Below are 13,462 nucleotides of genomic sequence, written 5' to 3' on the forward strand. Positions count from 1 at the left end.
GACGCTGACGGTCTGCTCGCCCCGTCCGCCGGTGACGTAAACCGCTGACCGGGTCCGTTCGGCGCGTATCGGCGATGAATACCCACCCCCAAGTGAGCGCCAGGGCGTCGGGGTGTGACCTCGTCATGGGGCGGCCACCGATGTTATCGTTAACTCCGCTTGTTCACCCGCACGCCGTCACAGGGAGTCCCACGTGATCCGCGCCTACGACCGCAATCCCCGTTACCCCGCCGAGGGCGCCGCCGTCGTGAGTGGCTGGGGGGAGGCCGTGCGGGCACTGCCGCGCGGGCCGATGAGGCTGGCTGTCGAGGGACCCGCGGCACTCGACTGGAGCGACGTCGCGCGGAAGCTGTCCGCGGCGCTCGACGACGCCGGCGTGGCGGACGTGCGGTTGGTGGATCTGCGGGAGCACGAGGCGGACTGGGCGCTGATCCTGGAGCGTACCGGCGGCGCGGATCCGGCGGCGGACGCGTACTTCCAGCCGCTCGCGACCGGCGGCATCGAAGCCGTGTACGGCCGCCTCCCGGACGTGGAGCGGCCCGTGAGTGGGGTCACCGTCGTATTCGGACCGGGCGCGGCCCTCGTCGGCCACGACGTTCTCTGGTACGCCGACCTGCCCAAGCGTCACGCGGAGGCCGCCGTCGCCACCGGCGCGCGGCACGGCGTCAACCTGGGCCGGCACCGGGAGCCGGGAGACCTGCGACGCCTGTTCTACGCGGACTGGCCGCTGCTCGACGCCCACCGGGACGCCCTGGCCGGCCGCGTCGACCGCTGGCTCGACCTCCAGGACCCCGCAGCGCCCGCCTCCCTCGACGGCACGGCTCTGCGCGCGACGATCGCCCGGCTCGCTCATGGCCCGGTGCGCACCCGCCCGTACTTCAACTCCACCCCGTGGGGAGGCCGGTGGGGCGTGGATGAGCTCGGATTCGAACCGGCGAACGGCAACACCGCGCTCGGCTACGAGCTCATCGCCCCCGAAGCGGGGGTGCTCGTCGGCGACGGCCCCGACGCGCAGGTCGAGATACCCTTCCAGCTCCTGTGCGTCCTGCACCCCGCGGAGTTCCTGGGCGAGCGGGTCCACGCGCGCTTCGGTACGTCGTTCCCGATCCGCTTCGACTACCTGGACACCGTCGGCGGCGGCAACCTCTCCCTCCACCTCCACCCGCGCGAGCGCTACATGCGCGAGCGGTTCGGCTGGTCCTACCCGCAGCACGAGACGTACTACGTCACCGCCGCGCCGGACCCCGGGGCGCGGATCTATTTGGGGCTGCGGGCGGACGCCGACGTGGGCCTGATGCGCAAGCAGGTCGAGGCGGCGATCGGGCGCGGCGAGGAGATGGCCGTGGAGGACTTCGTGCAGAGCCATCCCTCCCGGGAGGGCCAGCTCTACATGATCCCCGCGGGCACCCCGCACGCCTCCGGCGCGGGCAACCTGGTCCTGGAGGTCAGCGCCACCCCGTATCTCTACTCGCTGCGGTTCTACGACTGGCTGCGGGCGGACGCCGAGGGTAAGTCCCGCCCGCTGCCGTACGAGCACGGCTTCGCCAACCTCGACACCGGACGGGACGGAGAGGACGTCCTCCGCGACCTGATCCAGGCGCCCCGTACTTTGCGCGAGGGCGAGGGGTGGCGCGAGGAGGTCGTGGGGCGGCTGGACGAGATGTTCTACGAGGTGCGGCGCACGGTCCTGGACCCGGCGGTCGGCGGGGAGCCCGCTCCGGACGACACCGGCGGCCGGTTCCACCTGCTGAACGTGTCCGCCGGCCTCGGTGTGGCCGTCGAGACCGCGGACGGCCGCCGTCACGATCTGGCCTTCGCGGAGACGCTCACCGTGCCCGCCTCGGTCGGCGCGTACACGCTGCGTCCGCTCGGCGACGAGCAGGTGCACGTGGTCAAGGCCCTGGTCAGCTGACGCACGGTCCCAATTCCTAGGATGTCCAGCGGGTCACCGTCCGCGCGGCGGGCGGGACCCGGCGCCGAGCCGTTCCGACAGGGGCTGACCACATGTTCACACCCGTCCTGGAGATCGGCGGCACCCACGTGAGCGCCGCCCTCGTCGATCCCGACACGGGCACGCTCGCCGGGCCGCCGCTGCGCGCCCCGCTGCCCGCGCAGGGCAGCGCGGACGCGATCCTCGGCGGCGTCCTCGAAGCCGCCGCCGGACTGCCCGCGGACCCCGGCGCGACCTGGGGAGTCGCCGTGCCCGGACCGTTCGACCACGAGCGCGGGATCGCCTGTTTCGAGGGCGTCGGCAAGTTCGAGGCGCTGTACGGAGTGGACGTGGGCGCCGCCCTGCGGGCCGGTCTCCCGCAGGCGCCCGGGGGACTGGCGTTCCTGAACGACGCCGTCGCCTTCGGCGTCGGCGAGCACGCCGCGGGGGCGGGGCGGGGGCACGACCGCGCCGTCTTCGTCACCCTCGGCAGCGGCGTGGGATCCGCGTTCCTCGCCGACGGGACGCCCGTCACCGCGGGCCCCGCCGTGCCGCCCGAGGGCTACGCCCACCTGCTCACCTACGACGGCCGCCCGCTGGAGGACACCGTGTCCCGCCGCGGTATCCGCGCCGCCTACGCGCGGGCGGCGCTCGACGACACCGATGTCGTCCCCGACGTGCGGGCGATCGCCGAGAGGGCGCGCGAGGGTGACCGGAGCGCGGGTGACGTCCTCGACCACGCGTTCCGGGCGCTCGGCGAGACCCTCGCGCCGTGGCTGCACCGGTTCGGCGCGACGGTGCTGGTCGTCGGCGGGTCGATCGCCGCCTCCTGGGACCTCATCGAGGCACCCCTGCAGATCGGCCTCGGGGAGAGTCCCGCCCCCGGCCCAGCCGTCCGCACCGCCCGCCATCCCGAGCACGCACCGCTGCTCGGCGCGGGCCGGTGGGCGCTGCGAACCTGCCGGGAACCGGCCCCGGGCGGCGCCGTCCCGCCTACCATGACGGGCACCTCCTATGCACCCGCCCCCTGAGATGAGCCCGCCCACCGTGCCTGCGTCCGACCGTCCCGCCCGCCCGGCCGCCGCCACCCCCACGCTGAGGGACGTCGCGGCGCGGGCCGGCGTCAGCGCCATGACCGTCTCCCGCGTGCTCAAGGACGACGGCCGGGTCAGCGAGGCGACCCGCGACCGGGTCCTGGCCGCCGTGCGCGAACTCGGCTACCGGCGCAACGAGGCCGCCCGCAACCTGCGGCTCGGCCGGACGAGCGGCCTGGTCGGTCTCGTCGTCACCAACCTCGCCAACCCCTTCTACTCGCGTCTGGCCCTCGGTGCCGAGCAGGTCGCGGACGAGCACGGCCTGCGGCTCGTCGTCGGCAACACGGCTGAACGGGCCGACCGGGAAAGGGACTTGGTGGACGACCTGGTCTCCCGCCGCGCCGACGGAGTGATCGTGGTACCGGCCGGCGCCATCCATACCCACCTGGGGCCCGACCGCATCGGAACCACCCCCGTCGTGCTCGCCGGCCGCCCGCCGTCGGGAATCGACGCGGACTGCGTCCTCGTGGACGACTTCGGCGGTGCGCGCGCCGCCACCGCCCGGCTGATCGCCGACGGGCACACGTCCATCGGCTTCCTCGGCAACCCGCCGACGCTGTTCACCGGCGCCGAACGCTACCGGGGTTACTGGGCCGCGCACGAGGAGGCGGGTCTCACCCCGCGTGATGCCTGGGCGCGCCGCGGCCCGCAGGACATCGCCACCGCCGAGTCCGCCGCCCTGGACGTGCTCTCGGGCGACGACCCGCCCAGCGCTCTCTTCTGCACCAACAACCGCCTCACGCTGGGCGCCTACCGGGCCGTGCGCCGTATGGCCTCCGGCACCGCGCTCGCCGGCTTCGACGACTTCGAGATGGCCGACCTCCTCGACGTCCCGGTCACCGTCGTCTCCTACGACGCCGACGAGGTCGGCCGCCAGGCCGCCCGCCTCCTGATGGATCGCATCGCCCAAGGCGCCGGTGCCCCGGGCGGGCCCGCGCGGCGCATGGTCGTCCCGACGACGGTCGTGCACCACCCGGTGTAGCGGCCGCGGCGGCTCCATCGGGTGCTGCGGTACTCGCCGTCAGGTCCGCGTGCCGTGCAGCGCTCTGCGCAGCACGGCCACCTCCTCGGCGAGTTCGCGCTGTGAGACCTCAGCCGTCGTGACCCCGACCGAGCCGTGGAACGTGCCGGGAAAGAGATGCAGCTCGACGGGCACGTCCGCCGCCTGGAGGGCGAGCGCATAGGCGACGGATTCGTCGCGCAGCGGGTCGAACTGCATGGCGGTGACGTACGCGGGCGGCAGCCCGCGGAGGTCGGCGGCGCGGGCGGGAGCCGCGTAGGCGGGTACGTGCGGGCTGCCCGGGACTCCCGCGCCGAGGTACGCGGACCAGCTGAGCAGGGAGCTCGGCCGGTCCCAGGCGGGCGTGTCGGTGAACGCGCGCATACTCGCGGTGGTCAGCCGGTCGTCGACCGCGGGCGTGCCCAGGTACTGGAAGCAGAGGGCGGGCCCGCCCCGGTCGCGCGCCATCAGCGCCACCGCGGCCGCGAGTCCGCCGCCGGCGGACTGACCGTGCACGGCGATCCGGCCGGGGTCCAACCCGAGTTCGCCCGCGTGGGCGGCGAGCCATACGAGCCCGGCGTAGCAGTCCTCGGCGGGCGCGGGGTAGGGATGCTCGGGTGCCAGCCGGTAGTCGACGGCGGCGACGACAGCCCCGGTCTCCCGGCACAGCCGCACGCTCCGGGCGTGTGTCGCCGCCACCGAGCCCAGGACGAATCCGCCGCCGTGGATGTCGTAGACCGCGGGCAGCGGAGCGGACCGCGGTCCGCCCGGCGCCCGCGGGACGCCCGGTGCGCCCTCGGCGCCTCGCGCACCGGGCGTGCTCGGCGTGTACAGCCGCAACCGCAGCGCCGCACCGCCGTCGGCCCGGGGGGCGTCGACGTCGCGCCAGGTGACGCCGCGGGTGTCGGGGGCCCTCTCCGCGGCGATCCGCGCGGCCGCGCGTGCGCGAGCCGCCGGGATGTCCCGCAGGTCGGCGGTGGGGTGGTCGGCGAGCGCCAGGAGCAGCTCGGGGTCGAGGGCGTAACGCATGGATTCTCCAGGAGGGTCTTCCGGTAACGGGAGTGTTAACGATAACGTTATCGTTAACACGTTGACCCTCGCAGCGCCCCGTTCGTAGCGTGAGGCGCGTCGAGCCGCCGAAGCGGTCGAGGTCGTGCGCATCGCCCGGCCGTGTCCGTCTCGGAACGCACAAGGGAGTCGCATGGCTACATCGCACACCCCGTCCATCCCCCGCAGGAACGTGCTGCGCTGGGGGGCGGCGCTGGCCGCCACCGCTCCCGGTCTGGCCGCCTGCACCGGTATGTCGACCTCGGGGGTGAGTGGTGACGGCCCCCGGATGGTGACCACCCAGTTCACCCCTGTCGAGGAGGCGCGCAACCTCCGCGCGATCCTCGGCGAGGCATACGAGGGCGGCGTCAGCCTGGTGACCGGCGACGCCTCCCAGCTCGGCACGCAGATCCGCTCCCAGGCCGCCAGCGGCGCCGTGAAACTCGACCTGATCGCCGGGCTTCACGGCGACTTCGCCCAGTTGGGCCCCGAATTCCTCACCGACGTCAGTGACGTCACCCGCTCCCTGGACGGCGCGGGTATCGACCCGGCGTTCCGGCAGCTGGCCAACCTCGGCACCCGCCGCAGCTGGTACGTTCCCTGGTGCCAGGCGGCTTACGTGATCGCGGCGAAGAAGTCCGCCCTGGAGCATCTGCCGTCCGGGGCCGATGTGCAGGCTCTGACCTACGAGCAGTACCTCGACTGGGCCGTCGCCGCCCGTCGTGCCAACCGCGGGAAGCCCGTCTTCGGCCTCCCGGTCGGGCCGGAGGGCCTGATCAACCGGTTCGTCCAGGGACATCTCTACCCCTCGTTCACCGGGGCCGGAGTCACTCGCTTCCGCAGCGACGACGCGGTGGACATGTGGGAGTACCTCAAGGACCTGTGGGCCAACACCGTTCCCAGCAGCACCAGTTACGACTTCATGCAGGAGCCGCTGGCGGCCGGAGAGGTGTCCGTCGCCTGGGACCACGTCTCCCGGCTGGTGCAGGCCCCGAAGGACGATCCCGAAAGCTGGGCGATGGTCCCCTGCCCGGCGGGTCCGAGGGGCCGCGGCTACATGGTGGTGCTGCTCGGTCTCGGCATCCCCAAGGGCGCGTCCCGTGCCTCGGCGGCCAGGGACGTCATCCGGGCGATGTCGGAGCCCGGTGTACAGGTCGAGCTGCTCCGCCGGAATTCCTTCTTCCCCGTCGTCGACGCGAAGCTGCCCGGCGACCTCCCACCGGCCATCCGGATGGAGTCCGCCGCCGTCGGGAGGCAGGCCGCCGCCCCCGACGCGATCCTCTCGCTGCCGTCGGTCGGCCTCGGGCAGCGCGACGGTGAGATGTCGAAGATCTACCGCGACGCGTTCACCGCGATCGTCCTGGACGGCGCGAACATCCGCCGGACGCTGGACACCCAGGCGAGGAACATGCAGCGAATCCTGGACGAGACGAAAGTGCCCTGCTGGGCCCCCGACCCGGTCGGCGACGGCCGCCGCTGCGAGGTGGGATGATGCCGGAAACCACGACACCCAAGGCCACGAACCACGAGGGCACGACGCCCGGCTCCGTGACATCGGACGCCACGCCCCCGGAGGCCCGCGCGAAGCCTCGGCGCCTGGTGCGCCGCAACCGGCTGCCCTACCTCCTCGTGCTGCCGTCGTTCGTCTTCATGGTGCTGCTGCTCGGCTGGCCCACCCTGGTCGGCGTGCGCGAGGCGTTCACCGGGTCCGGCGGCGGGTTCACACTGGACAACTGGCAGCGCATGGCGGCCGAGCCCCGCTTCTGGCAGGCGGTGCGCAACACCCTGCTGCTGATCGTCGTCGTCGTGCCGGTCCAGTTCGCGCTGGCCTTCGGCATGGCGATGCTGCTCCAGAGCAAGCTGCGCGGCTCGCGCTTCTACTTCTACCTCTGGGCCGTTCCCCTGGCCGTCAGCGACCTGGCGGCCGGTCTGGTCTGGCTGTCGGTCTTCACCGACCGCGGCTACCTCAACTCCGCCCTCTCCCATCTCGGGTTCGGCGACGGGTTCTCCTGGCTGTCGTACCAGAACGTCTCCACGATGCTGCTCGCCGTGGTGCTCGCGGAGATCTGGCGCTCCACCTCGCTGGTGCTGATCATCGTGGTGGCCGGGATGCAGATGATCCCGCGCGAGTTCGACGAGGCCGCCCAGGTGTTCGGAGGCAACGCCTGGCAGCGGGTGCGCCACGTCGTCCTGCCGATGCTGAAGCCGAACCTCCAGGTGGCGCTGGTGCTGCGGCTGATCATGGCGATGCAGTCCTTCGCCGTCGCCCAGGCGCTGACCGGCCGCAACTTCCCGCTGCTCGTCGGCGAGACGTACGAGTGGTTCACCGCGCTGCAGAACCCGGCCGTGGCGAGCGCCGTCGCGCTGGTCGTCCTCGGCGTCTCCCTGTTCGCGTCGACCGCCAGTCTGCGACTGCTACGGCAGCCGCAGGCGGAAGTGGGGCTCCGTTGAACGCCCTCGAAACCACGAATCCGCCCGCCGCGGCCACCGGGCTGCCCCCCGTCGACCGGAGTCCGCTGCGTCGCCGCCGACGGGTGCGGATCCTCAAGCAGGCGGCCGCCGTGGCGATCAGCCTGTTCATGGGTGTGCCCGTCTACCTGATCGGGCTCGCGGCGTTCTCCACCAAGGACGCGCTCAACGCGTTCCCGAAGTCATTCCTGCCCGTGGACGTGTCCACCGGGACCATCGACTCGTTCCTGTCGTCCACAGGCATCGGCCCCGCCGCCGTCAACTCCCTGATGACCGGGCTGCTCACCGTGGTGCTCTCGCTGGTCATCGGCGCACCGGCCGGATACGCGCTCGCCCGCTTCGCCTTCCGCGGCCGGGACGCCTACCAGCTCGTGCTGCTGCTCACCCGCGCACTGCCGATCGTCGTGCTCTCCATCCCCTTGGCCCAGCTGTTCCTGAGCACGGGCATGTACGACACGGTCACCGCCGTCGTCCTCATCCACACGGCGCTGGCACTGCCCACGACGGTCCTGATCACGTCGAGCATCTTCGTGTCGGTCCCGCGGGACGTCGAGGAGGCCGCGCTGATCTTCGGGTGCACCCGGTTCGGCGCGTTCCGCCAGGTGGTGATGCCCCTCGCCGTGCCGGGGCTCGCAGCTTCCAGCGTCTTCACCTTCGTCCTGTCGTGGAACGAGGTGCTCGGCGCCGCCATCACCACGCTCGACCACCGCACCCTGCCGGCCCAGGTGCTGACCTCGCTTCAGCAGTCACCGCTGGCCTACCGCTTCGCGGGCGGCTTCCTGCTCGTCGTCCCGGCGCTCGTCTTCATCGCCCTCATGCGCCGCTACCTCCTCAACATGTGGGGCAACGGGCCGCGCTGACGATCCGGACGGTCGCCGACCGTCCGCTCCACCCCCCGAACCCCGCACCCCACCACCCGAATCCCGGTGAGGACCTCATGACCGACGTACACCTTCGCAACCTCTTCAAGACCTATCCCGGCGCCAAAACACCCGCCACCAAGGACGTGTCCCTCGACATCGCCGACGGCGAGTTCGTGGTGCTGCTGGGCCCCTCCGGCTGCGGCAAGACCACGCTGCTGCGGATGCTCGCCGGGCTCGAGATGCCCGACTCCGGGCAGATCGTCGTCGGTGGCCGGGACGTCACCTACCTGCCGCCCAAGGACCGGAACCTGTCGATGGTCTTCCAGTCCTACGCCGTCTTCCCGCACCGCAAGGTCCGCGACAACATCGCTTTCGGGCTCACCATGCGCCGTACCGACCGCCGCGAGACCGAGCGCAAGGTCGCCTGGGCCGCGGAGCTGCTCCAGCTGGAGCCCTACCTGGACCGCTACCCGGCCCAGCTCTCGGGCGGTCAGCGCCAGCGGGTCGCCGTCGCCCGGGCGATCGTCGTCGACGCCGACGTGCTGCTCATGGACGAGCCGCTGTCCAACCTCGACTCCCTCCTGCGGCTCTCCTTCCGCGCCGATCTGAAGAAGCTGGTGGAGTCCATCGGAACCACCACCGTCTACGTCACGCACGACCAGTCCGAGGCACTGTCGCTCGGCGACCGCGTCGCCGTGCTCAGGAACGGCGAGATCGCCCAGCTCGCGCCGCCGCTCGACGTCTACTCCCGGCCCGCGAACCGCTTCGTCGGCGGATTCCTCGGCAGCCCGCCGATGAACTTCCTCGCCACCACCCTCGACGCCGGAGAAGGGGCGGAAGCGACCGCCGACCTCGGTACGCAGACCGTGCGCGCGCCCGCCGCGCTGCGCCCGCACCACGGCAGGCCGGTGCTGCTCGGCATCCGGCCGGAGGCCGTCCGGGTCTCCACGACCCGGGAGGGCGACGCGGTGCGGGGCCAGGTGAAGGTTTTCGAACCGATGGGCTCCGCCGTCCTCGTCACCGTGGACGTCGACGGCCAGCTGATCAAGGCGCAGGCCCCGAACACCTTTCGCGCCGCCTCCGACGACACGGTCTGGCTCACCTTCCCCGCGTCGGAGCTGCGCTGGTACGACGCCGAGACCGAGCTCGCCCTGGAGACCGGCCCGGCCCTGGAGACCGCATGACCACGGCCGCCCCGCTGTCGACCGCCCCCGCCCGTATCACCGTCCCGCGGACCCGTCCCGCGCTCGGCGACACCGGGCTCGCGGCCCGCGCCGCGTACGTGCTGCGCGGCAACGACCTGGGCTCGATGACGGCCGCCGCCCCACGTCTGTACCCGCACATGTGGAGCTGGGACGCGGCCTTCATCTCCGTCGGGATCGCCCAGCTCAGCGTCGAGCGGGCGCTGACCGAGCTGGAGACGCTGCTCGGGGCGCAGTGGAGGACCGGAATGCTGCCCCACATCGTCTTCTCGCCCAGGTCCACGGGCTACTTTCCCGGTCCGGAGCGCTGGGGCTGCGCGGAGCTGGCCGCCGCGGCCCCGGCCGGTACCGACACGTCGGGCATCTGCCAACCGCCGGTGCACGCGATCGCGTTGATGCGGATCGTCGAGGTCGCCCGCCGTACAGGAGGTGAGGGGTTGCGGGCCGCTGAGAAGTTCACCGATCGGGCATGGACGCCGCTGATGCGGTGGCACCGCTGGCTGGTCGAGCAGCGCGACCCGGAAGGCACCGGGCGGATCACCCTGCACCACGGCTGGGAGTCCGGCACGGACAACTCGCCCCGCTGGGACGGCCCGTACAGCCGCGTCCACCCGGGTGCCTCGCTGCCGGCCTACCGCCGGCGCGACCGCGAGTTCGTCGCCGACCCCTCACACCGGCCGAGCGACGGCGAGTACGACCGCTACCTGTGGCTGGTCGAGGAGATGCGCCGGGCCGACTACGACGACGCGGCGGTACGCCGCACCTCCAGCTTCGCCGTCGAGGACGTGCTCACCAGCGCCCTGCTCGCGCTGGCCTGCGATGCGCTCGCCGACCTCGGGGAGGAGCTGCCGCACCGCAGCGAGGACGTCGCACAGCTCCGCGCCTGGGCCGCCCGCTTCCGGGCGGGGGTCGTCGCTTCCGTCGCCCCGGAGACGGGGCTCGCCCGCGACCGCGACCTGCGGGCCGGGCGGTGGCTGGCCACCGAGACCCTCGCCGGCTTCGCCCCGCTGCTGTGCGGCGGACTGGACCCGGCGGCCGAACGCCGGCTGCGCGACGTGCTGGACTCCGAGCGCTGGTTGGGGAACCCGGGACTGTTCGCGGCCGTTCCGCCGTCGACCGCGCCCGGCAGCGACGCGTTCCGCTCGCGCGCGTACTGGCGCGGGCCGCAGTGGCCGGTCATGGCCTGGCTGTTCGGGTGGGCGTTCGCCCGGAGAGGCTGGCCGGAGCGGAGCGAGGCGATCCGCCGGGAGGGCCTGCGGCTGGTCGGTGACGGCACCTTCGCCGAGTACTACGAGCCGTTCACCGGGGAGCCTCTCGGGAGCCTGGACCAGTCGTGGACGGCGGCGGTGACGCTCGACTGGTTGTGCTGACAGCCGTCCCGGAGCGGGCGGGGGCGGCGTACCACCCCGGCCAGGGCCGGGACCTCGCCGAAACCACCGCACCACCCACCCGGTGCCGTACCGAACCCGACCATGTGAGCGAGACATGACCGATCAACTCCGCGCCGCCGCGCGCACACTCCTTGAGAACCACTGGGACGGCGAACGCGGGTACTGCGTCCCCAACCCCGCCACCTACCCCCACCTGTGGCTGTGGGATTCCTGCTTCCACGCCATCGCCTGGGCCCGGCTCGGCGACGCCAGGGCCGAGACCGAGCTCCGCGCCGTTCTGGAGGGGCAACTGCCCGGCGGCATGGTCCCGCACATGCGGTACGGGCCCGCCGGACCCGATACCTTCCTCGGTCCGCTGCCCGGGACGTCGTCCCTCACCCAGCCCCCCATGTTCGGCCACGCCGCGCGCGCCCTCGCCGATCTGGGACGCACCCCCGGCAGCGATGTCCTCAAGCGCGCCCGGGCCGGCCTGGACTGGCTGTGGGACAAGCGCCGCAGCGACGACGGCCTGGTCTTCATCGTCCACCCCTGGGAGGCGGGCAACGACCACGCCCCCCGGTTCGACGACTGGGGCGCCCCCGGCCGCACCCCCGCCGACTACGACCGGGCGGCCCGCACCGCCTGGAACAAGCAGCAGATGGAGAACGTCACCTTCGACGCCGACGGGGCGGCGATCGCGTCCGGCACGTTCGTGAGCTGTACGGCCGCGTTCAATGCCTACACGGCCTTCAACATGGCCGAGCTGGCCGCCGTCACCGGCGACGCGGAGCTCCGGGCCCGCTCCGGGCAGCTCGCCGAGGCGATGGACGCCCACCTGTGGAACCCCGAGCAGCGCCTGTGGGACGACCTCCCGCTGACCGGCGGCGGCCCCAGCGTTTCCGCCCCGCTCAGCGACGGGCTCATGGGCGCCCTGATCACCCCCGACCGCGACCGGGCCCTCGCCGCGCTCGGCCAGCTGACCGACCCCACGCGCTTCGCCGCGCCGTTCGGCCCGGCGAACGTCGCCCGTGCCCACCCGGCCTACGACCCGGACATGTACTGGCGCGGCGCCGCCTGGCCGCAGGTCAACTACCTGCTCTGGATCGCGCTGCGCCGCTGGGGCCTTGACGGCGAGGCCACCTCCCTCGCCGAGCGGACGGCCACCGCGGTCCAGGGCAACAACTGGGCGGAGTACTGGAACCCGGAGACGGGCGACGGCCTCGGTGCGGCCCCGCAGACGTGGTCGGCGCTGGCCGCCTGCATGAGTTGAAGTCAGCCGCCACGCCGGTCGGGCGGCGGCCGCGCTGCCCCGTCCGCGACCGCCCGGGTCTGCGCGGCACTGGCGATGGCCCGGGGGACGAGCGGACCGACCAGGTGTCAGCCGACCGTCGTCCACGCCGCACACGGCCCCTTCCTCATGCCGGTGTGCGGCGGCGGCGCGGAGCGTTCACAGCCAGCCGCGGCGCGCCGCGTGCCAGGCGAGATGCATGCGGGTCGCCGACTCGGAGCGCTCCATCATGCTCTGGATCCTGCGCTGCACGGTGCGACGGCTCAGCTTCATCTGCGAGGCGATCATCTTGTCGCTCACCCCTGCTACGAGCAGGGACAGCAGGCGGCGGTCGGTGGGGGAGAGGGCCTCGGCGGCGGGCTCGTTGCCGGACGCCCCATCCCCGGAGTCGCCCCCGAAGGGGACCGCGTCCTCCCAGTACCGTTCGAAGAGTGCGCTGAGGGCGGCCAGCAGGTTGCTGTCCCTCACCAGCGCCGTGGTGGGTTCCCCCGGACTTCCCTTCGGGCCGCCGTCGACCAGGGGAAACACGGCGACGGCGCCGTCCGCGATCGCCAGGCGCAACGGGAGGCTGGGCGCCACGCGGGCCAGTTCGCCGGCGCGGACCCCCGCCGCCACGTTGTCCACCGCGCCGTCGTCGTCGAAGAACGCCTTCTCGTACAGCACCCGGTAGCGGACGCCGCGGGCCAGCGCGGAGAACTCGTCCGCGTTACTACCCGACGGCATGGCCACGTACTGGGCCTTGCAGAACCACAGCATCTCGTGCCGTGCCTCGTGCTGCACGTGCCGCAGGCACTGGCGAAGCGCTTCGGTACCGGTGATGATCTCCAGCAATTGCGCCGCGTCACGGCCCCGCATGGTCTTCCGGTAGGTGTCCATGAGCCGCGCCGCCTCGCGCCGGGCGGCGTCCAGGGCGTCGGCACTGCGCCTGAGTGGCGGCAGCAGGGCCGCGTCCGGTGGCACTGCCTGGTAGAGGTCCGGGGTGCCGTCGCTCGGGTTGGCGAGGCCCTTCGCCGAGAGGCGTCCCAGTACGCGCAGGACCTCGGGAACCGTCAGTCCGGCGCGCTCCGCGAGGTCGGGAGCGCCCGCCCTGCCGGATGCTACGAGCAGTCCGTAGACGGATTCCTCGTCGGGGGACACGCCCGCGATCTCCAGCATGGTGAACGCCCTCCCACGAGCAGGCCACATTGTTGAAGAACGTA

Annotated in this window: 11 protein-coding genes; 9 read left to right on the forward strand and 2 right to left on the reverse strand. The window is 72.8% G+C overall.

Annotated features, from left to right (window positions below; all coding sequences use genetic code 11):
- Window positions 1-247: 247 nt before the first annotated feature.
- The 3 genes from ACIRRU_RS16170 to ACIRRU_RS16180 all read left to right on the forward strand — a co-directional run bounded on the left by ACIRRU_RS16170 (window position 248) and on the right by ACIRRU_RS16180 (window position 4,006).
- Window positions 248-1,912 (forward strand): class I mannose-6-phosphate isomerase, encoded by a 1,665-nt coding sequence (locus ACIRRU_RS16170; RefSeq protein ID WP_403680760.1) that lies wholly within the window; start codon window positions 248-250, stop codon window positions 1,910-1,912.
- Window positions 1,913-2,004: 92 nt separating this feature from the next.
- Window positions 2,005-2,961 carry an ROK family protein gene (locus tag ACIRRU_RS16175; protein ID WP_403680630.1) on the forward strand — a complete coding sequence of 319 codons (957 nt, stop codon included), beginning with the start codon at window positions 2,005-2,007 and terminating at the stop codon, window positions 2,959-2,961.
- A gap of 1 nt (window position 2,962) precedes the next feature.
- The gene (locus tag ACIRRU_RS16180) at window positions 2,963-4,006 is read left to right on the forward strand and encodes a LacI family DNA-binding transcriptional regulator (protein WP_403680632.1); all 1,044 of its coding nucleotides are present in this window, start codon (window positions 2,963-2,965) and stop codon (window positions 4,004-4,006) included.
- Between the two features lie 39 nt (window positions 4,007-4,045).
- Here ACIRRU_RS16180 and ACIRRU_RS16185 read toward each other — a convergent pair whose 3' ends face one another.
- Window positions 4,046-5,053, reverse strand: coding sequence for an alpha/beta hydrolase (locus ACIRRU_RS16185; protein ID WP_403680635.1), 1,008 nt, complete (start codon window positions 5,051-5,053; stop codon window positions 4,046-4,048).
- Between the two features lie 172 nt (window positions 5,054-5,225).
- Between ACIRRU_RS16185 and ACIRRU_RS16190 the strand changes: the two genes are divergently transcribed.
- From ACIRRU_RS16190 to ACIRRU_RS16215, 6 genes are all read left to right on the forward strand, one after another.
- On the forward strand, window positions 5,226-6,563 hold the full coding sequence (locus ACIRRU_RS16190; protein WP_403680638.1) for an ABC transporter substrate-binding protein: 1,338 nt from the start codon (window positions 5,226-5,228) through the stop codon (window positions 6,561-6,563).
- The gene (locus ACIRRU_RS16195) at window positions 6,563-7,522 is read left to right on the forward strand and encodes a carbohydrate ABC transporter permease (RefSeq protein ID WP_403680640.1); all 960 of its coding nucleotides are present in this window, start codon (window positions 6,563-6,565) and stop codon (window positions 7,520-7,522) included. Before ACIRRU_RS16190 ends, ACIRRU_RS16195 begins: the two co-directional genes overlap by 1 nt.
- Window positions 7,519-8,400 (forward strand): carbohydrate ABC transporter permease, encoded by an 882-nt coding sequence (locus tag ACIRRU_RS16200; RefSeq protein ID WP_403680643.1) that lies wholly within the window; start codon window positions 7,519-7,521, stop codon window positions 8,398-8,400. Before ACIRRU_RS16195 ends, ACIRRU_RS16200 begins: the two co-directional genes overlap by 4 nt.
- Before the next feature lie 77 nt (window positions 8,401-8,477).
- Complete coding sequence (locus ACIRRU_RS16205; RefSeq protein WP_403680646.1) at window positions 8,478-9,587, forward strand: ABC transporter ATP-binding protein; 1,110 nt, start codon at window positions 8,478-8,480, stop codon at window positions 9,585-9,587.
- Complete coding sequence (locus ACIRRU_RS16210) at window positions 9,584-10,975, forward strand: MGH1-like glycoside hydrolase domain-containing protein (protein ID WP_403680649.1); 1,392 nt, start codon at window positions 9,584-9,586, stop codon at window positions 10,973-10,975. Before ACIRRU_RS16205 ends, ACIRRU_RS16210 begins: the two co-directional genes overlap by 4 nt.
- A 115-nt stretch (window positions 10,976-11,090) precedes the next feature.
- Window positions 11,091-12,245, forward strand: a complete 1,155-nt coding sequence (locus ACIRRU_RS16215; RefSeq protein WP_403680652.1) for an MGH1-like glycoside hydrolase domain-containing protein — start codon at window positions 11,091-11,093, stop codon at window positions 12,243-12,245.
- A 177-nt stretch (window positions 12,246-12,422) separates the two neighbouring features.
- Here the strand turns inward: ACIRRU_RS16215 and ACIRRU_RS16220 are convergent, their stop codons facing one another.
- The gene (locus ACIRRU_RS16220) at window positions 12,423-13,418 is read right to left on the reverse strand and encodes a helix-turn-helix domain-containing protein (RefSeq protein ID WP_403680655.1); all 996 of its coding nucleotides are present in this window, start codon (window positions 13,416-13,418) and stop codon (window positions 12,423-12,425) included.
- Window positions 13,419-13,462: the final 44 nt, after the last annotated feature.

Origin of the sequence: Streptomyces sp. NPDC101181 (assembly GCF_044767975.1) — a bacterium.
In the GTDB taxonomy this organism is placed as follows: domain Bacteria; phylum Actinomycetota; class Actinomycetes; order Streptomycetales; family Streptomycetaceae; genus Streptomyces.